Genomic DNA, 19,356 nt, shown 5'->3' on the forward strand with positions numbered 1-19,356 from the left:
GCAGGCTCCCGGCCCCGAGGAAAGGCGTCGTGCCCGATGAACCGACCGCCGAGGACCGTGCGCCCGCCCCGGCCCGCCGCGCCGGAGGCCCGCGCCAGGCGACGGTGGCTCCTCGTCGCGGGCGTCGCCGCCGCGCTGTTCACCGCCCTCGCCGTGCTGCTGGCCACCCGCGCCTGGGCGCCGTTCCCCTTCGAGCGGGCGGCCGCCGACTGGGCCGCCGACCACCGCCCGGCGGTCGCCCGGAGCTCGGCCGTCGCACTCACCCGGCTCGGCAGCGCCGTGGTGCCCTACCTCCTCGCCCTGGCCGCCGGGGCCGTCAGCGTCCGCGCCACGCCCGCGCCGCGGCCCGTCCGCCGAGCCGCCCTCCAGCTGGCGGCGCCGGTGCTGTGGCTGATCGCGGGCCAGCTCCTACGGCTGGGCCTGATGCACGCCTGCGGACGGCCCCGGCCGCCCCAGGCGGAGTGGGCGACGGACGCGTCCGGATTCTCCTTCCCGTCCGGCCACTCCTTCACCTCCGCCGTCAGCTCCGGCCTGCTCGCCCTGGCCGTCGCCCGGGCCCACCCGGCGGCGGCCCGGACCGCCGCCGGGTGGGCCGCCGTGTTCACCCTGGTGGTCGGCCTCAGCCGGATCTACCTCGGGGTGCACTGGCCCCTGGACGTCCTCGGCAGCTGGCTCCTCGCCGCCGGATGGCTCGCGATCGGCGCCGTGGTCCTGCACCCGCTCCAGCCCACCGCCCCACCGCCGGACACCGGCGGCGCAGCCTGACCCGCTCGGGCCGCGCTCGCCGCGCGCACCCCCGGACCGCTCGCCGGACGCCCGACCGCCGGTGGCGCCCGCCGCGGCTCAGACCGGCGGCTGCGGCCGCGTCAGCCCGCGGTCGTACGCGAAGATCACCGCCTGCACGCGGTCCCGGGCGCCGATCTTCGCCAGGACCCGGCTGACGTGCGTCTTGACGGTCGACTCCGCGAGGACGAGACGTGCGGCGATCTCGCCGTTGGTCCAGCCGTGGGCGATGGCGACGAGGATCTCCCGTTCGCGCTCGGTCAGGGCCTCCAGCTGCGGGTCGGCGGCGGGTACCGAGCCGGGCGGGCGGACCGGCAGGTGGTGGGCGTAGGTGTCGAGCAGTCGACGGGTGATGGCGGGTGCGACGACGGCGTCGCCCTCGGCGACGGAGCGGATCCCGGAGAGCAGCTCCTCGGGGCGCGCGTCCTTGAGCAGGAAGCCGCTGGCTCCGGCGCGCAGGGCGGCGTGGGCGTACTCGTCGAGGTCGAAGGTGGTCAGCACGAGGATGCGGGAGCGGCCGCCGGTGGCGACGATCCGGCGGGTGGCGTCGATGCCGTCCATGCCGGGCATCCGGATGTCCATCAGCACGACGTCGGGCCGCAGGTCGGCGGTCAGCCGGACGGCCTCGGCGCCGTGGGCGGCCTCGCCGACCACCTCGGTGTCGGGTTGGCTCTCCAGCAGCATGCGGAAGCCGTAGCGCTGGAGTGGCTGGTCGTCCACGATGAGGACGGTGGTCACGTCGGGCCGCCTGTCGGGTCGGGGGTGAGGTCGAGTACGGCCTCCACGGTCCATCCTGCACCGGGGCCCGGTCCGGCCGTGACGCTGCCGCCGTACAGCGCCGCGCGTTCGCGGATGCCGGCGAGGCCTTGGCCCTCGCCGCCGGGGTGGGCGGGGGTGCGCACGCCGGGGGGCGGGCCGCTGTCCTGGACGCGGACCCGCAGGCCGTCGGTGACGGCGGTCAGGGTGACGTGGGCCCGGGTGTCGGGGCCGGCGTGCTTGAGGGCGTTGGTGAGCGACTCCTGGACGATCCGGTAGGCCATCAGCTGCATGCCCGGGTCGAGGTGGCCGAGGTCGCCGGCCGCCGTGTAGACCACCTGCGGGCCGGCGGCGCGGATGCGGGCGCACAGCCCGTCGAGGTCGGCGATGCCGGGCTGCGGGGTGAACTCGGCGGTCTCCTCGCCCTGCTCCCGCAGGACGCCGAGCATCCGGCGCAGTTCGCCGAGGGCCTGGCGGCTGGTGTCGCCGATCAGCTCCAGGGCCTCCCGGCCGCGTTCGGGGGAGGCCTGGGCCGCGTAGGCGCCGCCGTCGGCGAGGGTGACGATGACGGACAGGTTGTGGCCGATGATGTCGTGCATCTCGCGGGCCACCCGGGCGCGCTCGGTGGCGGCGGCGAGCCGGCTGCGCTGGTCGCGTTCGATCTCCAGGCGGGCCGCGCGTTCGCGCAGTCCGGCGAGCTGGGCGCGCCGGATGCGGACCGCGATGCCGAGGGCGACGGCCGCCGTCGCGGCGCTGAACAGGAAGAACAGGGCGTCGCCGACGGGCAGCCCGCCGCCGGAGACGGCCACCGCGACCAGGGCGATGGCGCCGACCATGGCGCCGCAGGACCAGGCCAGGTGCCGCAGCCGGCCGTGCAGGGCCAGGCTGTAGAGCGCGACCAGCAGGGCGGCGTCGGCGCGCAGGCCGACGCCCAGCGACCACTGCAGGACGAACACCGCCATGATCGCGACGAAGGCCTCCGTGGGCCGGCGGCGGCGCCACAGCAGCGGCACAACCAGGCCCGCCTGCAGCGCGAGCATCGCGGCCAGCGGCGGCCGGGCGAGGACGATCCGGTGCTCGCGCGGGCCGTCGTCGCCGTGCCAGGGGAACAGGTCGGGCAGGCAGAAGACGACGAAGACGGCGACGACCACGGCGGCGTCGAGCACCCACGGGTGGTCACGGTCGGCCTGGCGCACCCGTTGGCCGATCCGGGCCAGGCGGGCGAACACCGGGCCGGAGAGGATCTCGGCTCCGCCGGACGGGTCCGTGGAGGTGACGTGGTCGCTCACCGGGGGCACCTCCGTGGTTCTGCAAGCGCTCGGCGATCGCGGGGACGATCGCGGAAGGGATCCGGCCCGGGATCGTGGACGGTTTCGCGGACGGGATCGTGAAGGGCGGCGCCGGTCCGTGCCGACGCCGCCCTCCGAGTCTCTCAGGCCCGCGGGTGCCGCGGGCCTCGTGGGTGCCGCGGGTGCCGCGGGCCTGATGGGTGGGTCAGGCGTCGGTGCGCACCAGGCGTACGGCGGCTCCCGCCAGGGCGAGGACCGTCCAGCCCAGGAAGACGACCAGCCCGGCCGTCGGCGAGAGCGTGGTGGCGTCGTGCTGGAGGGCGAACATCGCCTGGCCCGCGTGGCTGGGCAGGTAGGGGCTGATGTGGTCCTGCCAGGAGCTGGGCAGCAGCGCCGTGAGGCCGGGGATCAGCATCAGGGAGGCCACCAGGACCGCGATGCCGCCGGCCACCGAGCGCAGCAGGGCGCCGAGCGCGACGCCGATCACGCCGACCAGCGCGAGGTAGAGCCCGGCCCCGAACAGGCCGCGCACGACCCCGGCGTCGGAGATGGTCATCGCGGCGCGGGTGCTCGCGAGGATCCGGCTGTCGACGAGGAAGGCGGTGAACGCGCCGGCGGTGCCGAGCAGCAGCGCGATCACGCCGTACACGGTGGCCTTGGACCACAGCACCGGCAGGCGGCGCGGCACGGCGGCGAGCGTGGAGCGGATCATGCCGGTCGAGTACTCGCCGGCGGCGACCAGTACGCCGAGGACGCCGAGTGCCAGCTGGGAGAAGTTGGTGCCGAACAGCGACAGGCTGAGCGTGCTCGCGGCGGCGAAGTCCCGGTCCATCGGGCGGCCGTCGCTGATCCGCGACTTGAACTGGGACGCGGCGATCAGGCCGAACGCGACCAGGAACAGCAGGGCGAGGCCGAGGGTGATCCAGGTGGAGCGCAGCGACCACAGCTTGGCCCACTCGGAGCGCAGCACGCGCAGCGCCGTGACCTTGTACGCGGGACGGGCGGCGGGCAGGTCCGTCGGAGCGGACGTGGCGCTGGGTGCGACGGTACTCATGCCACACTCCTGGTGGTCTCGGTGCCGGTGGTGCCGGCGGCAGTGGTGGTGGTGGTGCCGTGGTACTCGACGGCGTCGCGGGTCAGCTCCATGAACGCCTCCTCCAGGGAGACCGTCCGGGGGGTGAGCTCGAACAGGGCGATGCCCTGCTCGGCGGCGGCGAGGCCGATCTCGCGGGCCGTGCGGCCACTGACGAGGAGCTCCTCCGAACCGGCCCGGCCGGTGATCTCCACTCCCGGTCCGGCGAGCGCGGTGCGCAGCCCGGCCGGGTCGGCGCTGGCGACCTTGACCACGTCGCCGCCGGCCTCGCGGACCAGGTCCTGCACGGTGGTGTCGGCCAGCAGCCGGCCGCGGCCGACGACGATCAGGTGGTCGGCGACGAGGGCCATCTCGCTCATCAGGTGCGAGGACACGAAGACGGTGCGTCCCTCGGCGGCGAGCCCGGTGAGGAGGTTGCGGATCCACAGGACGCCCTCGGGGTCGAGGCCGTTGACGGGCTCGTCCAGCATCACGGTGGCCGGGTCGCCGAGCAGGGCCGAGGCGATGCCGAGCCGCTGGCCCATGCCGAGCGAGAACGCCCCGGCGCGCTTGCGGGCCACCGACTGCAGCCCGGTCATCTCGATGACCTCCTCGACCCGGCGGCGCGGGATGCCGTGGGTGTGGGCCTGGGCCATCAGGTGGTTGAAGGCGGAGCGTCCGGGGTGGATCGACTTGGCCTCCAGCAGCGCGCCGACCTCCTGCAGCGGCGCCGCGTGCTCGGCGTAGCGGCGGCCGTTGACGCGGACCGTCCCGCCGGTGGGGGCGTCGAGTCCGACGATCATCCGCATGGTGGTGGACTTGCCCGCCCCGTTGGGCCCGAGGAAGCCCGTCACCGTACCGGGCCGGACCGTGAAGTCCAGCCGGTCGACGGCCGTCTTCTCGCCGTACCGCTTGGTCAGCTGGTGCGCCTCGATCATCGGTCATCCCTGTGCTCCGGGGCCGGGCCGTCCCGGCCGCCCTGGTCTTCCACGCTAGGGGGCGGGGACGGCCCGGACCGTGGTACCGGGGGCCGATCATCGGCGCGCCCGTAGTACCGCGGTACCACGGGCTTCGCGGCGTTCCGGGGCGCCGCTGCCGCGTGGCCGGCGGCCTCCGGTTCAGTGGGAGCCGGTGCGCCGTTCGAGGCGGGTGTCGCCGCGCCGTTCGAGGCGGGTGCCGGTGCGCAGGGTGATCGACATCAGGTCGCTGGGGGTGTCGAGCTCCAGGCGGTGCCAGCGTCCCCGCGGGACGATGACCGCGCGGCCGGCCGTCAGCCGTACCGTCTCCTCGGCGTCCCCGGGCGCGGCGGGGCGGAAGTGTACGCGGACTCCGCCGGTCAGGCAGCAGACCGCTTCCTCGGCCGCGGGGTGCATCTCCCAGTGGTCGGCGTGGACGTCGGCGTCGGTCTCCACGTGGAAGGTGGCGACCTGCCAGGCGCCGGGGTCGCCGCCGGTCATCCGGCGTCCGGTGGCCAGGACGGTCCCGTCGGGGTGGATGTGCAGGGCCGAGGCGAAGAGGTCGACCGCGGTGGTCGGGGTCGTCGTCATGCGGGGGTTCCTTCCGGTTGCTTCTCCGCCGGGGTGGCGGGTCGGGGGCCGGGGGTGTCCGGCCGGCGGCGGGGCAGCACGACGGTCGCCACGACCGCCGCGAGGACGAAGAGGGCGGCGCAGACGGCCAGCCCCAGGGCGTAGCCGTCGTTGAGCGCGCCGGGGTCGGTGGAGGTTCCGGTGCGGTGGGCGGCGACGGTGGCGAGGGCGGCCAGCCCGACGCAGCCGCCGAGTTGGCGCGAGCTGTTGAGCAGCCCGGAGGCCCGGCCCGCTTCGTGCGCGGCGATGCCGGTGGTCGCGGCGGCGGCGACCGGCGCGAGCACCAGCCCGGTGCCGATGCTGGTCACGAGGGACGGGCCGAGGACGTCGGTGAGGAACCCGCCGTCAGGGCTGATGCCGGCGAACCAGGCCAGGCCCGCGGCGGCCAGGAGGGCGCCGGGTACGAGCGCGGCGCGCGGGCCGCGGGCCGCCGTGACCCGGGTGGCGACGACGGTGCCCGCGACCAGCCCCGCCGAGAAGGGCAGGAACGCGGTACCGGTGGCCGCCGCGCCCAGGCCCAGCACCTGCTGCAGGTAGAGGGAGACGAAGTAGAAGGCGGTGAACTGCCCTGCGGCTGCCAGGAACACCAGCAGGTTGGCCCCGGCGACCCAGCGGCTGCGCAGCAGGCCGAGGCGTAACAGCGGTGCGGGCGCCCGGGTTTCGGTGACGACGAAGGCGGCCAGCAGTACGGCCGCGGCGGCGAGCGTGGCCAGGGTGGCCGGGGAGGTCCACCCCCGGGCCTCGGTCCGGACGACGCCGAACACCAGCAGCCCCACTCCCCCGGTCGCGAGGACGGCGCCGGGCACGTCCGGCCGTTCCCGCCGGGCGGGCCGTTCCTCGACGGACCGTACGCCGACGGGCCGTTCGCCGACAGGCCGTACGCCGACGGGCCGTTCGCCGGCAGGCCGTACGTCGGCGGGCCCGGCCGCGGGGAGCAGCGCGAGGGCCACCGCCACGACGGGCAGGTTGACCAGCATGACCCAGCGCCAGCTCGCGTACTCGGTGAGCAGTCCGCCCGCGAGGACGCCGAGGGCGCCGCCCGCCGCGTTGGCCGCGCTCCACACGCCGAGCGCGCGGACCCGGCGGGGGCCCTCGGTGAACGTGGTGGTGAGCATCGCGAGCGCGGCCGGGGCGGCGGCCGCGGCGCCGATGCCCTGGCCGGCGCGGGCGGCGACCAGTTGCCAGGGCTCCTGGGCCAGCCCGCCCGCGAGGGAGCAGAGTCCGAAGACGGCCAGGCCGGTGACGAGCAGGCGCCGCCGGCCGTAGAGGTCGCAGGCGCGGCCGCCGAGCAGCAGGAGGCCGCCGAAGGTGAGTGCGTAGACGTGCACGACCCAGGAGAGGTCGAGTGGTGCGAATCCCAGGGCGGTGCGGATCGCGGGCAGGGCGACGTTGACCACCGACATGTCCAGCGCGAAGACGAACTGCGCGACGGTCACCGCCGCCAGCACCAGGCCGGGGCGTAACGAGTTTTTGTACATGTAAGGAAACTACCCCGGACGATCTCCGCTGTCGAGCGCCGGGGGATGATGGGGGCATGACGCAGCAGCCCGCCGCACCGCGCAAGGCCACCGGCCGCCCTCCCCGCATCTCCCGCGAGGAGGTCGTCGGCGCGGCCCGCCGGATCGTGACCGAGGAGGGCGTCGGGAAGCTGACGATGCGTCGCCTGGCCGCCGAGGTCGGCAGCACGCCGATGGCCCTCTACCACCACGTCCGCGACAAGGAGGAGTTGCTCGTCCTGCTGCTCGACGACCACGCCGCCCGCACCCTGACGCCCACCGGGCTGCCGGCCGAGCCGCGCGAGCGGGTCGTCACCGCGGCGGCCGCCATCCACCGGGCGCTCGCCGCCTGCCCCTGGATCGTGGAGGTGCTGACGGCCGACGACCTGATGTCCACCCACGCCCTGTGGTTCGTCGAGCAGATCGTCGACGGCCTGGTCGACTGCGGGCTCCCGCCCGAACGGGCCGTGCAGGGCTACCGGGCGATCTGGTACTACACCGCCGGCGAGATCGTGGTCCGGGCGACGGCGGCCCGCCGCCGTGCCGCGGACGACCGCCCGACCTACCGCGAACAGGTCTTCGCCGGACTCGACCCGGTCGCGCTGCCCCGGCTCGCGGAGGTCGGCGAGCACTGGGAGCGACTGACCGCCGAGGACACCTACGAGGACGGGCTGCGCTCCCTGGTGGCCGGACTGCTCACCGGCCGCTGAGCCGGCGGGCTCAGCCCTCGCCCTGCTCGCCGAGGATCCGCTCCGCCGCGCGGACCCGGTCCTCGATCCGCTGCCGGTACTCCGCCAGCGCCGGGCCGTGGCTCTCGATGTACCGGGTGTCGTAGGCGGACTGCACGGCCAGCGAGATGCCGACCAGGTTGGTCGACAGCTTGCACGCCACGTCGTCGGAGGCCTGCCCGAGTTCCCGCGCCGAGTGCCGGACGGACACCACGCCGTTCACCTCGGCCGTCCCCGGCAGCAGGGAGGTGTCGGCGAGGACGTCCTGCGGCGTCGGGTAGCGGTAGCCCTTGGTCGCCATGCAGGAACTCCACGCGGCGAAGGCGGCGCGGACGCGCGGATCGTCGGTGGGGACCCCGGGGCCGTGGTCCGGCAGGGCCTGCGGGTCGGGCAGCGGGAGGGCGCCACCCGCGCCGCGGGTGCTCTCGCCCTTGCAGCCGCCGGCCGGAACGGCCTTGCCGGCGTACGCGGGCACCGCCTTCCCGGTCGGGTCCACCCCGTGCTCCACCGTCATCGTCTCCGGCGAGGGCGGGGCGGCCGCGGGTACGGGCGCGGCCGGCGCGGACTGCTCGGGAACCCGGTCGTACCCGCTCACGGCGGCCCGCTCCGGGTCGAAGAAGCCGTACAGCGGGGCGTGCGTGCGGTCGTACCGCAGGGCCTGCTCGTCGAACCCGATGAGGTCGGAGGCCACCGGCGGCAGTCCGAACTCCCGCATGCACCGCGCGTTCAGGGCGTTCGCGGCGGCCTGCAGGGTGGTGACCTGCTGCGGGGTCACCAGGTAGGTGTCGATGGGCCGGACGATCTGCTCCACCGTCGTGATGGTCGCGACGGGGCCGATGGCGGGCACCGCCGCCGCGGCGCCGCCGCCGGAGGCCGGCCCGCAGCCCGCGACGGCCGCCGCCGACACCGCGACCGACACCGCCAGGGCGAGCAGCCCGGCCGCGCGTCGGGTCGTACCGCGCAATGCGTTCATGACGAACCGTCCCTGGGAGCGGCGGCGGGCGCCGGGACCGTGCCCGGCGCCCGCCGCGGTGGAGACTAGGACCAGATGTTGACCGAGTACGTGGTCGAGTTCATGTCGATGTAGGGCGTGATGCTCCACGGGTTGAAGCGCGCGCCGGTGTCACGGCCGCCGCTGGTGTAGTAGTTGGTGTAACCGGTGTTCACACCCGAGCCCACGGCGGAGGTGCCGGTCATCCAGACGCTGAGCGTCTGGGAGCCGCTGCCCGTGAAACCGAAGCAGCGCACCGCGTGGTAGTTGTTCGGGCCACCGGAGTAGACGGTCACCCCGCGGTACTGCGAGGCAGCGCAGTCGATGGGCTTGACCTCGGCGCTGGCCGGCGCGGCGAGCGCGACGGTCCCGGCGAGGATGCCGCCGGCGACGGCGCTGACGACGAGCTTCCGGCTGATCTTCACGCGCGTTCTCCCTTGATCCGCTGTCCTGGAAAGTCCTGGAAGGCTGTTCACGGCAGGCCCGGCCTGCTGGAAGTGCGGTGGTACGGAGTCGGAACCGCGGCGTGTCTCCCACCGGCGGTCTCCGGCCCGCCATCAGGGAATCGCATCGCCGGAGCCCTGGCGAGCGGGCTCCAGCGATCGTCGGGGCCGGCTCCACAGGCCGTCCGGCCGGGCACTCGGGATCCGCGAGAGGTTCCGTCCCGACCAGCGGTGGTCCGCTCCCGTCGAGGGCGCGCCCGGGCGGTCAGTCCCGTGCGGAAGCGGCCTCGGCGGCCAGCCCGACGATCGTCGCGGTCAGGATGCGGGCCAGCCGGGGTTCGACCTCGATGACGGCGTGGGCGAGGCGCGGGTCGCTGCGGTAGAGGGCCGCGACCTCCGCGCCCGGGTTCGCGATCTGCCACATCGCCCCGGCGAGCGAGACGGCGGTGGCGACCAGGTCGACCACGTCCTGGTCGCTCAGGGCGGGCACCTGCGCCCGGACGGCTGCGGTGATCGGCTCGCGGGCCGCGCGGGTGGCGAGCTTGAAGTCGCGCACCGCGTCGAGCGAGACGTGGCGTTCGAGGTTGAGCGGCGCGTGCGCGAGCAGGTCGCAGAACAGCCCGCGAGCCGCGAGGGTGCCGGCGAACGCCCGGGCCACGGCCGCCGGCCCCGGGTCCTCGGCCTCCCGCAGCAGGGCGGACAGCGCGTCCGACCACTCCTGCCAGCCCTCCGCGGTCAGCCGCAGGAAGATCTCCTCGCGCGTCTCGAAGTACCGCAGCAGCGCCGACTTGTGCATCCCCACCGCGGCGGCGATGTCGGTCAGGGAGACGTCCCTGATGCCGCGCTCGCGGCCGAGTGCCCGGGCCGCCTCCAGGATCGAGGCCTCGCGCTGCCGCTTGGCCTCGGGCGAGCGCGCCCGCCGGAACTCCGATGCTGCTGCTTCCACCCGGCCATCGTAGAGCAACGCCGTTGCCGTATTACCGCAACACTGTTGCGCTATTACCGCAACGGTGTTTTACTAATGGCATGGAACAGATCGTGGAACAGATCGTGGAACAGACCGCGGACCAGACGTGGTTCATCACCGGCAGCTCCCGCGGCTTCGGCCGCACCCTCGTCCGCGCCGCCCTCGAAGCCGGCGACAGGGTGGCCGCGACCGCCCGCCGCCCTGATCAACTCAGCGACCTCGTCGAGGAGTTCGGTGACCGGGTGCTCCCGGTCGGGCTCGACGTCACCGACCCGGAGGCCGCCCGCGCGGCCCTCGCCGAGGCGCACGCGCACTTCGGCCGGATCGACGTGCTGGTGAACAACGCCGGCTACGCCAACGTCTCGCCGATCGAGACCACCGAGGACGCCGACTTCCGCGCCCAGTTCGAGACGAACTTCTGGGGCGTCTACAACGTCACCAAGGCCGCCCTCCCGGTGCTGCGCGAGCAGAAGGGCGGCCTGGTCATCCAGTTCTCGTCCATGGGCGGGAGGGTCGGCGGCTCGCCCGGCATCGCCTCCTACCAGGCGGCGAAGTTCGCCATCGACGGGTTCAGCCGCGTCCTGCGGGCCGAGACCGCGCCGTTCGGAGTGAAGGTGCTGGTCGTCGAACCCAGCGGCTTCCGCACCGACTGGGCCGGCTCCTCGATGCTCGTCCACGACATCCCGGAGGCCTACGACGAGACGGTCGGTGCCGTCCACCGGCGGCTGCGGCAGGGCGGCGACGGAGCGAGCACGGCCGGCGACCCCGTCCGCGCCGCCGAGATCCTGGTCCGGATGGCCAAGCGGCGCGACATCCCCCACCACCTGCCCCTCGGCGTCAACGCGGCCGAGGGCTCCATCGCCATGGACCGCGAACTGCTCGCGGACGACACCAAGTGGCGCGAGGTCTCGCGCTCGGCGGACTTCGCCGAGGCCTACCCGGTGCCCTTCCCGCCGGACCAGGCCGACTGACCGACTGACCGACGGGCTGACCGAGCGCCGGGCCGACGGGCCGATTCACCGCCGGACCGGGGCACCGGCGGCCGGCCGCAGCAGCTCCCGCCGCGGCCGGCCCGTGCCCTCAGGAACGCGTCGCGGCCCCCGCCGTCAGCTCCGCCACCAGCCGGGCGGCGAGCGGCACGGGGACACCCTGCCGGTCCGCGGCGCGCAGCAGCGCACCGCCGATCGCGTCCAGCTCCAGCGCGCGGCCCGCCTCCGCGTCCCGCTGCATCGAGGACTTCGCCTCCGCCGGGAAGGCGTCGTACAGCGCCAGGGTGCGGTCCGGGTCGACGGCGGCGCCGCAGAACCGGCCGGCGGCGGCGGCCTCGGCGACCAGGGCCGTCAACTCGGCCCGGTGCTCGGTACGGACCCGGCCGATCGGCAGCCCGTGGCGGGTGGTGAGCAGCGCGAACGGCGCCAGGAAGGCGAGCTTGCCCCAGAGCACGGTCGGCTCGTCCTCGATCACCCGGGTGCGGACGCCGGCGGCCCGGAGCATCCCGGCGAGGTCCGCGAGCCGCCCGGGCGGGCCGGCCAGGTCGATCTCGGTGAACGGACTGCCGTGCTCGACGGCGCCGGGGGCGACCCGGGTCGACTCGACCCGCACCACGCCGGGGACGACCCGTTCCTCGCCGAACCGCCGGCGCAGCTCGGCCACGTGCTCGACCCCGTTGAGCAGCGGCACGACCACGCCGTCGGCGACCGCCTCGGGGGCGATCCGCTCCACCGCCGCGGTCAGGGCGGTCTGCTTGACCGTCACCAGGCAGAGGTCGACGGGTTCGTGCAGTTCGGTGCGCGCCTCGACCCGTGCCGTGAACTCCCCGAACTGGGGGCTGCGGACGTGGATGCCGTCCCGGCGCAGGACGCGTGCGGTCGGCTCACCCGCCAGGCAGATCACGCGGTGGCCGGCGCGGGACAGCACGGCGGCCAGCAGGCCGCCGACTCCCCCGGGGCCGAGCACCGCCACCGTCCGGCGGGGGACGGCGTCGGTCTGCTCGGCGGGGGTGGTGCGGTTCTTCTCGGACGGAACGGACACGGTGGTTTCCTCTCGGCACGTCGTGGGTCGGCACCGCGCGCCCCCACCGTGCGTCCGGATCGCGTCCGGGTCGCGTTCGGATCGCCTCCGGATCGCCGCGGGGTCGAGCCGGTTGCCGCCAGGCCCTGCAGTGATGATCGAATCCGCCCGGCCCCCTGGTCAATCCTCGGGATTCATGGGAACACCCCAAGCGTTCCCTTGGGTTGTCACCGGTGGCACCGATAATGCGGGGCGGCTGCCTGCCGCCGTACCGCAGACTCGAACCGAGCACTTTCAGACCCGAGGATGGTTTTCATGATTGACCGGCCGTTGACGCTGATGGCGGTGCACGCCCACCCCGACGACGAGGCCAGCGGGACGGGGGGTGTCCTCGCGCGGTACGCGGCGGAGGGCGTCCGCACCGTCCTCGTCACGTGTACCGACGGCGGTTGCGGTGACGGGCCCGGGGGCGTCAAGCCGGGCGACCCGGGGCACGACCCGGCGGCCGTCGCCGCGATGCGCCGTGAGGAACTGGAGGCGAGCTGCGAGGTCCTGAAGGTCAGCCACCTGGAGCTGCTGGAGTTCGCCGACTCCGGGATGATGGGCTGGCCGACCAATGACGCGCCCGGCTCCTTCTGGCAGACCCCGGTCGAGGAGGGCGCCGCCCGGCTCGCCGAACTGATGCGCCGGTACCAGCCCGACGTGGTCGTCACCTACGACGAGAACGGGTTCTACGGGCACCCGGACCACATCCAGGCGCACCGCATCACGATGGCGGCGCTGGAACTCACCGACCTGACGCCCAAGGTCTACTGGACGACCGCACCGCACTCGATGGTGCGGCGGTTCGGGGAGGTCATGCGCGAGTTCGGCGCGGACTTCGAGGAGCCGGAGCAGTCCGAGGCCGGCGAGATGCCGGAGATCGGCCTCCCCGACGAGGAGATCACCACCTGGGTGGACACCACCGAGTTCGCCGACCAGAAGTTCGACGCCCTGGCCGCGCACGCCAGCCAGGGCGAGAACATCTTCTTCCTGCGGATGGGCAAGGAGCGCTTCAACGACCTGTGGGGCGTGGAGACCTTCGTCCGGGTCCGTGACACCACCGGCGCGGACGTGCCCGAGAACGACCTGTTCGCCGGACTGCGCTGACCGCTGCCGCAGCCCCGCCGCTCCGGTGCGGCGCGCCGCCCGGCTCGCCCGGCCCTCGGGTCGGCCGAGCCGGGCGGCGCTCCCGTTTCCGCCTCCGCCTCCCCTCCCGATTCCTCCTGCTTCCGCCTCCGCCCGCTTCAGTGTTCGTCTCCGCCTCCGCGCCGGGGGCAGCCACTGTCGGCATTGCTTGCTACCGTGAATGTCAGGAAATATCGGGGGAGAACGCCATGACGGACTTTCACGTCAAACCGGCCGACATGCTGCTGTCGTCCGCCGGGTTCACCGATCTGCAGAACTCCGCGGCCCAGATCTACCGGAGCCTGGTGTTCGCCATGGACGCCACGGCGGGCATGGCGGGCGACGACGAGGCCGGCAGCTCGTTCGCCGCCGCCTACGATCCGGCCGCGCAGAAGCTCGTCGACGCGATGGCCCAGGTGGTCGGCCAGCTCGGCCAGACCTCCAACGGCCTGTACACGATGGCGATCAACTACCTCAGGACCGACGCCGACATCGCAGCCTCGATAATGGCCCCGCAGAAGCTCCCCGCGTCGAGCGCCCCGGAGTGCGACGAGGAGGTCGCCAAGGCCAAGCTCCGCTCCGCGGCCGGGCACAACGACAGCGGCGCCGTCCACGACCTCCTCAAGAAGTTCTGGCCGCAGGGCGATCCGGGCAGGCTCCGGCAGGCCGCGAGCGACTGGAAGGGCTTCGCGGAACTCGTCTCCAGGCTCGGCGCCGAGGGCGACAAGCGGGTCCTGCGCGTCACCGCCTCCAGCACCTCCGGCGCCGTCACCTCCTTCGCGCAGAACTGGGCGAAGGTGCACGACGGCTGCGCCACCGAGGGCCCGCTGCTCAACAGCCTCACCAACGCCGCGTTCAAGCTCGGCCAGGCCTGCGAGGCGTACGCCAAGCAGGTCGAGGACCTGCGCGACACGCTGGAGGACCTCGCGATCACCGCCGGCATCGTCGCCGGGGCGGGCATCCTGCTCACCGTCGTCACCCTCGGCGGGTCCGACGTGGCGGCCGCCGGCGGCGAGGCCGCGATCGCCGCCGAGGCCGGCGCCGCGGCGGTGGCCATGACCGCGGCAGTCGAGGGCAGCGCGGAAGTCGCGGTCCTCGCCGAGGCGGCGGCCGTGGTCGACGCGGCGGCGGCGAGCCTGATCCCCGTCGGCGCCGGGCTGACCGCCGTGGCGACCACCGCCGTCGTCCTGGCCGGGGCGACCGACGCCGCAGCGGCCCCCGCACCCAAGCCGCCGCCGTTCACCGTCACCCCCGGGATGCCGCCGCTTCCCCGCGATCCGAACAGCCCCTTCCCGGCGCTGTCGCCGCAGGACCAGGCCGCCGTCCGGGCCTGGATGACGCAGATGGAGCAGGACGGCCGGACCTTCCCGGCGCTGGGCCCCTCCGCCAAGGGCGACCCCAAGATCGACGCGCGCCGGGCCTATCAGGTCCGGGTCGCCGGATCGACCGAGTACCGGCTGTACACCTCGGTGACCGACCCGGAGACCGGCCGCGAGCTGGGCATGGACGCCGACGGCGTCCGCCCCGAGGACGGCGCCGCGATCGACGCCAAGTACATCGGCCAGCAGAAGAGCTGCAAGTCCCCGTTCCGGCTGAACAACGCCGACGGCGTCTTCGAGTTCGCGTACGAGAACACGATGGACGGCGAGGCGAAGAAGCTGGACAAGTACGCCTCGGCGCTGAACGACCCCCGCAACAAGGTCAACCACCTGGAGCTCATCACCAACGACGCCAAGGCCAGCTCCTACTTCCAGGCCCTGATGACCGCCAAGGGCGTCACCGGGAACGTCCGCGTCGTACCGTGACAGTCGACACGAGACCGATCCGCACCACCGAGAGAAGCGAGAACACCCCGTGGGAGCCACCTTCTACGTCAGCGCCGACCAGGAACAGACCGGGCCGTGGACCTTCACCGGCGAGCAGCTGAAGGAGTGCGTCCGCCGCCACTGGCCGGACGCCACGGTGAGCGGCGCCTTCGAGAACTTCCTGGAGATCCACGCCGAGGTCGAGCCCGGCCGCTGGGCGGAGCTGGCGTACAACCTGCGGCACGGCGCCTTCTCCTTCGAGGACCGGGAGCCGCACTCCGCGCCGCTCACCGTCATCTACACGGCACTGCACGAACTGGCCCCCGCGGTACCGGTGGTGTGGTGGATCGACTACGACGCGGAGCTGGCGCCCCTCGACCTGGCCGGCGGCCGGGAGGCGTTCATCGACAGCTTCCCCGCGTAGGCGCCGCGCCCGACCGCACGTGCCCGTCGGCCTTCCTGACCGCCGGCCTTTCCCGGCCGGTCGCCCGTCGGCTCCTCAGGAGAGTTCGCGCTTGAGGATCTTGCCGGTGGCGGTCATCGGCAGGCTGTCGACGATCTCCACGATGCGCGGGTACTTGTGGCCGGCCATCTGTTCCCGGCCCCAGGCGACCAGTTCGTCCGGGGTGGCCACGGCACCGGGCCCGAGGATGACGAAGGCCTTGACCTCCTCGCCGTGGCTCTCGTGCGGCACGCCGACGACCGCGGCCAGGCTGATCGCGGGGTGCGTCATCAGCACCTCCTCGACCTCGCGGGGGTACACGTTGAAGCCGCCCCGGATGATCATGTCCTTGGCCCGGTCGACGATGTAGTAGAAGCCGTCCTCGTCCCTGCGGGCCAGGTCGCCGGTGCGGAACCAGCCGTCCCTGATCGCCTCGGCGGTGGCCTCGGGCCGGTTGAAGTAGCCCTTCATCACGCCGTGGCCCTTGACCACGATCTCGCCGACGGCACCGGCCCCGGTGACCTCCGCCCAGTCCGCGTCGATCAGTTTGATCTCGACGCCCCAGATCGGCACGCCGATGGAGCCGGGGCGCGGCTCGCGCGCGGGGTCGGAGAAGGTCACCACCGGTGAGGTCTCGGAGAGGCCGTAGCCCTCCAGGATCCGGACGTGGAGCCGCTCCTCGATCCGGCCGAGGAGTTCCACCGGCAGCGCGGCACCGCCGGAGACACCGATCCGCAGGTTGCGGGCGATCCGGTCCACGTCGACGGTGTCGGTGAGGGCTCCCAGCAGGGCCCACCACATGGTCGGGACGCCGGCGAAGAAGGTGATCTCCTCGGTGTCCATCAGCCGCACGACCTCCTCCGCGTCGAAGCGCGGCACGAGGTGGAGGGTCGCGGCCGTCGAGAAGCCGGTGTGCATCTGGACGGTGGAGCCGAAGGTGTGGAACAGCGGCAGGCACAGCACGTGGCTGTCCGTGGCGGGCGTGCTCCGGAACGTCCGGTTGCAGGCCAGGACGTTCATCACCGTGTTGACGTGGGAGAGTTCGGCGCCCTTGGGCTGCCCGGTGGTACCCGAGGTGTAGAGGATGACCGCGGTGTCGGTCGCCTCGGTGGCCACCGCGTCGAAGACCGGGGAGGTGCCCGCGAGGGCCGCGCCCAGCGTCTGCGCGCCCTCGACCGGCGACGGCGCGGCCGGATCGGCGGTGATCACGAAGAAGTCCTCGCAGCTCTTCACCTCGTCGAAGGCCTTCCGGCCCTCCTCGCCGATGGCCAGGCCCGGCGTCCCCTCGAAGCAGAAGTACGCCTTCACCGCGGCGTCGCGCAGGTGGTAGGCCACCTCGCGCGCCTTCAGCAGGATGTTGAGCGGGACGACGACCCCGCCGGCCTTGAGGATGCCGTAGTAGACGATCGGGAACTGCGGCAGGTTGGGACAGCTCAGCGCCACCCGGTCGCCGGGCCGGATCCCCCGCTCCACCAGCAGGTTGGCGACCCGGTTCGCGGCGGCGTCGACCTCGGCGTAGGTGAGCCTGGTCGAGCCGAGGACCAGCGCGTCGCGGTCCGGGTGGTTACGGGCGGAATCCTCCAACAGGACCGACAGGTTCAGCATGGCACCTTCCGAGGGTGTGGATCCGGGCCGGGCCGCGGGCGACGGCACGCGTCATCATGGCCCCCGGAACGGATCACCGCCAGTACCCCGACGGCCGCGGGAACGACCCGGCCCGGTGCCGCCGGACGGGGAGTCCGGGCGGCACCGGGCCGGGTGGCACAGTGGCGCCGTAGCGCTGTCCCGCGTGGTGCGCCGGGCCGTGTGATGCGCAGGGCCGGGCGGAGCGTCCCCCCGGGGGGACGGCCCCGGGTGGAGCGGCCCCGGTGCGGACGGACCGTCAGCCCTGGCAGATGCCGCGGGTGTAGTCGACGGTCGCGGCGGCCTGCGAGTACTGCCACTGCGGCGCCAGCAGGCGCTGGTCGAGCTGCGCGGCGGCGGCGCGGTCCTCGACGACGTAGCCGAAGTCCTGCAGCCAGGCCGGGTAGAGGTTCTTCGAGCCGATGAAGAAGGCGGATCCGTCGACCGAGACCAGCTTGTGGTGCAGCGCGTACGGGTGGCCGTCGGCCCAGGCCGAGCTGGGGGCGGCGCGGAACGGGGCCAGCTGGAGGTTGCTGCACATCGCCGACTTGGCCTTGGCCGGGTCGCCGAGGCGGGCGGTGAGGCGGGCGGCGAGGGTGTCGCTGATCTCGTTCAGGGACTTGATCTGCGAGTAGCCGCCGCTGCCGACCACGCCCCGGTTGGCCGGGTCGCTGACGACGATGCGGACCTTCACGCCGTCGGCCATCTTCGCCGCGAGCAGGTCGAAGAGCCGGGCGTCGTAGCGGGGCAGCGGCGGGCAGGTGCCGGTGACGTCCTGCTGGGAGATGTCGATGCGGCTGCCGGCGCTGGCGATCAGCGCGCGCAGGGCGGGCTCCTCCGGGTTGACCGTCTCGTAGTCGCGGTCGGCGTTGGTGCGGTCGCTCAGGCCGATCGGGCCGCACTTGACGCCGTCGACGCCGGGCACCGCGTCCGGTCGGAAGGCGGAGGCGGAGTCCTTGTCGCGGATCCCGACGCCCAGGCCGCCGACGGCGAGCGCCGAGAGGCCGCCGGTGGCGGGCACCCGGCCGGCCGGCGGGTTGACCCGCTTCTCCAGGTCGGGGGTGCAGGAGGCGCCGTTGGTGGAGGCGAACCAGGCGGCCGAGAACACCCCGGTGTTGCGGCAGGTCCAGTCCCAGAGCGTGTCCAGGTAGGCGCCGGCGGAGGCGGCGGCCGGGCCGTTCAGCGCGAGGTCGACGTCGGTGACCGGGTGGGCGGTGTCGAGGTAGTCGCCCTTCCAGTTGTTGATCCCGCCGGTGATGACGCTCTGCCCGTCGACGACCAGCAGCTTGGAGTGGTTCCAGGAGAACGCGGTCTTGGCGGTGGTCATCGCGGCGACCTCGATGGTGACCCGGCCGGCGGCGTCACCGAGCCTGGCCACCAGGTCGTCCCGGTACTTCGAGGGGAGCGCGGTGATGTTGTACAGCGGCGCTGCCCCGGCGAGCACCCGCACGTGCGGCGCGTTCCCGGCGGCCACCGAGGCCTTGAGGCCGGCCGCGATGGCGTCCTGGAAGGCGCCGTCCGGGAACGGCGCGAGGGTCGAGATGTCGACGGTCCGGGTGGCGCGCGAGATGTTCTCGCGCATCTTGTCGAGCAGCTGGCGGGTTCCGGTGCGCTCGGTGCAGGAGGGGTCGCCCCAGCAGCCCGGGGTCTGCAGCAGCCAGCCGCCCGGGTCGTCGGCGGGCGCGTCGAGCCGGTTGCCCTCGGTCCGCTGCCACACCGTCCCTTCCAGGCCGGGGGACACCTGACGCAGCGTCCGTTCCACCGCGTCCAGGTGCGGGGTGGCGGCGGGCGGCGCGGTCGGGGCCGGGACGGGGGCCGGGTCGGCGAACGCCGGGGCGGCGGGGAGCGCGCAGACGGCGGCGACGAGGGCCAGCGCCGAACCGGCGAGACGGCGGCCGGAACGGCGGGACTGGTGATCGAGCACGTACGGGTCCTTCATGAGGGGCCGGGAATGTTCACCCGGTCGACATCCTTGAATTACCCAAGGGTAACCTGAGTCGGTGTCAGGATCCTGCCAAAGCCGGCCCGGCGCGCTCGCGGCGGGCGGCCGCACAGGCGGGAACGACCGCGCCCCGGGCCGGAGTTGACCGGCCCGGGGCGTGATCGAAATTCCCCGGCGGGAGGGGTCCGGGCCGGCCGAGGGGGTCCGGCCCGGCCGAGGGGGTCCGGCCCGGCCGAGGAGGTCCGGGGTCCGGACC

18 protein-coding genes are annotated in these 19,356 nt (G+C 74.0%); 6 read left to right on the forward strand and 12 right to left on the reverse strand.

All coding sequences use genetic code 11. From position 1 onward, the window contains the following. The first annotated feature begins 36 nt into the window (after positions 1-36). Positions 37-765, forward strand: a complete 729-nt coding sequence (locus ABT048_RS20210) for a phosphatase PAP2 family protein (protein WP_350522796.1) — start codon at positions 37-39, stop codon at positions 763-765. A gap of 78 nt (positions 766-843) precedes the next feature. On the opposite strand, the gene ABT048_RS20215 is transcribed toward ABT048_RS20210, so the two are convergent. From ABT048_RS20215 to ABT048_RS20240, 6 genes are all read right to left on the reverse strand, one after another. Further along, a complete protein-coding gene (locus tag ABT048_RS20215; protein WP_350522797.1) occupies positions 844-1,521 on the reverse strand; it encodes a response regulator in 678 nt (225 codons plus the stop codon). Next, a complete protein-coding gene (locus ABT048_RS20220; RefSeq protein ID WP_350522798.1) occupies positions 1,518-2,828 on the reverse strand; it encodes a sensor histidine kinase in 1,311 nt (436 codons plus the stop codon). Before ABT048_RS20220 ends, ABT048_RS20215 begins: the two co-directional genes overlap by 4 nt. 205 nt (positions 2,829-3,033) lie before the next feature. Then, complete coding sequence (locus tag ABT048_RS20225; protein WP_350522799.1) at positions 3,034-3,882, reverse strand: ABC transporter permease; 849 nt, start codon at positions 3,880-3,882, stop codon at positions 3,034-3,036. Beyond that, positions 3,879-4,838 (reverse strand): ABC transporter ATP-binding protein, encoded by a 960-nt coding sequence (locus ABT048_RS20230; RefSeq protein WP_350522800.1) that lies wholly within the window; start codon positions 4,836-4,838, stop codon positions 3,879-3,881. Before ABT048_RS20230 ends, ABT048_RS20225 begins: the two co-directional genes overlap by 4 nt. 180 nt (positions 4,839-5,018) lie before the next feature. Continuing rightward, positions 5,019-5,447: a cupin domain-containing protein gene (locus ABT048_RS20235; RefSeq protein ID WP_350522801.1), complete on the reverse strand. Its 429-nt coding sequence runs from the start codon at positions 5,445-5,447 to the stop codon at positions 5,019-5,021. After that, positions 5,444-6,964 (reverse strand): MFS transporter, encoded by a 1,521-nt coding sequence (locus tag ABT048_RS20240; RefSeq protein WP_350522802.1) that lies wholly within the window; start codon positions 6,962-6,964, stop codon positions 5,444-5,446. Before ABT048_RS20240 ends, ABT048_RS20235 begins: the two co-directional genes overlap by 4 nt. Before the next feature lie 56 nt (positions 6,965-7,020). On the opposite strand from ABT048_RS20240, the gene ABT048_RS20245 reads away from it, so the two are divergent. After that, positions 7,021-7,692 carry a TetR/AcrR family transcriptional regulator gene (locus ABT048_RS20245; RefSeq protein WP_350522803.1) on the forward strand — a complete coding sequence of 224 codons (672 nt, stop codon included), beginning with the start codon at positions 7,021-7,023 and terminating at the stop codon, positions 7,690-7,692. Positions 7,693-7,702: 10 nt separating this feature from the next. Here ABT048_RS20245 and ABT048_RS20250 read toward each other — a convergent pair whose 3' ends face one another. The 3 genes from ABT048_RS20250 to ABT048_RS20260 all read right to left on the reverse strand — a co-directional run bounded on the left by ABT048_RS20250 (position 7,703) and on the right by ABT048_RS20260 (position 10,090). After that, positions 7,703-8,683 (reverse strand): hypothetical protein, encoded by a 981-nt coding sequence (locus tag ABT048_RS20250; protein ID WP_350522804.1) that lies wholly within the window; start codon positions 8,681-8,683, stop codon positions 7,703-7,705. Between the two features lie 65 nt (positions 8,684-8,748). Beyond that, positions 8,749-9,126 (reverse strand): hypothetical protein, encoded by a 378-nt coding sequence (locus tag ABT048_RS20255; protein ID WP_350522805.1) that lies wholly within the window; start codon positions 9,124-9,126, stop codon positions 8,749-8,751. Between the two features lie 283 nt (positions 9,127-9,409). Continuing rightward, a complete protein-coding gene (locus tag ABT048_RS20260; RefSeq protein WP_350522806.1) occupies positions 9,410-10,090 on the reverse strand; it encodes a TetR/AcrR family transcriptional regulator in 681 nt (226 codons plus the stop codon). A gap of 80 nt (positions 10,091-10,170) precedes the next feature. Between ABT048_RS20260 and ABT048_RS20265 the strand changes: the two genes are divergently transcribed. Further along, the gene (locus ABT048_RS20265; protein WP_350522807.1) at positions 10,171-11,082 is read left to right on the forward strand and encodes an SDR family NAD(P)-dependent oxidoreductase; all 912 of its coding nucleotides are present in this window, start codon (positions 10,171-10,173) and stop codon (positions 11,080-11,082) included. Between the two features lie 109 nt (positions 11,083-11,191). Here ABT048_RS20265 and ABT048_RS20270 read toward each other — a convergent pair whose 3' ends face one another. Then, a complete protein-coding gene (locus tag ABT048_RS20270) occupies positions 11,192-12,142 on the reverse strand; it encodes a ketopantoate reductase family protein (RefSeq protein WP_502894041.1) in 951 nt (316 codons plus the stop codon). A 294-nt stretch (positions 12,143-12,436) separates the two neighbouring features. Between ABT048_RS20270 and ABT048_RS20275 the strand changes: the two genes are divergently transcribed. From ABT048_RS20275 to ABT048_RS20285, 3 genes are all read left to right on the forward strand, one after another. Next, positions 12,437-13,270, forward strand: a complete 834-nt coding sequence (locus ABT048_RS20275) for a PIG-L family deacetylase (RefSeq protein WP_350522808.1) — start codon at positions 12,437-12,439, stop codon at positions 13,268-13,270. A 227-nt stretch (positions 13,271-13,497) separates the two neighbouring features. Further along, on the forward strand, positions 13,498-15,093 hold the full coding sequence (locus ABT048_RS20280; protein WP_350522809.1) for a restriction endonuclease fold toxin-2 domain-containing protein: 1,596 nt from the start codon (positions 13,498-13,500) through the stop codon (positions 15,091-15,093). Positions 15,094-15,142: 49 nt separating this feature from the next. Beyond that, a complete protein-coding gene (locus tag ABT048_RS20285) occupies positions 15,143-15,517 on the forward strand; it encodes a hypothetical protein (protein ID WP_350522810.1) in 375 nt (124 codons plus the stop codon). A gap of 75 nt (positions 15,518-15,592) precedes the next feature. Here the strand turns inward: ABT048_RS20285 and ABT048_RS20290 are convergent, their stop codons facing one another. Then, positions 15,593-17,140, reverse strand: coding sequence for a long-chain-fatty-acid--CoA ligase (locus ABT048_RS20290; protein ID WP_350522811.1), 1,548 nt, complete (start codon positions 17,138-17,140; stop codon positions 15,593-15,595). Positions 17,141-17,417: 277 nt separating this feature from the next. Further along, positions 17,418-19,082, reverse strand: a complete 1,665-nt coding sequence (locus ABT048_RS20295) for a phospholipase D-like domain-containing protein (protein ID WP_350522812.1) — start codon at positions 19,080-19,082, stop codon at positions 17,418-17,420. Positions 19,083-19,356: the final 274 nt, after the last annotated feature.

Source organism: Kitasatospora sp. NPDC096140 (genome assembly GCF_040303045.1).
GTDB lineage: Bacteria > Actinomycetota > Actinomycetes > Streptomycetales > Streptomycetaceae > Kitasatospora.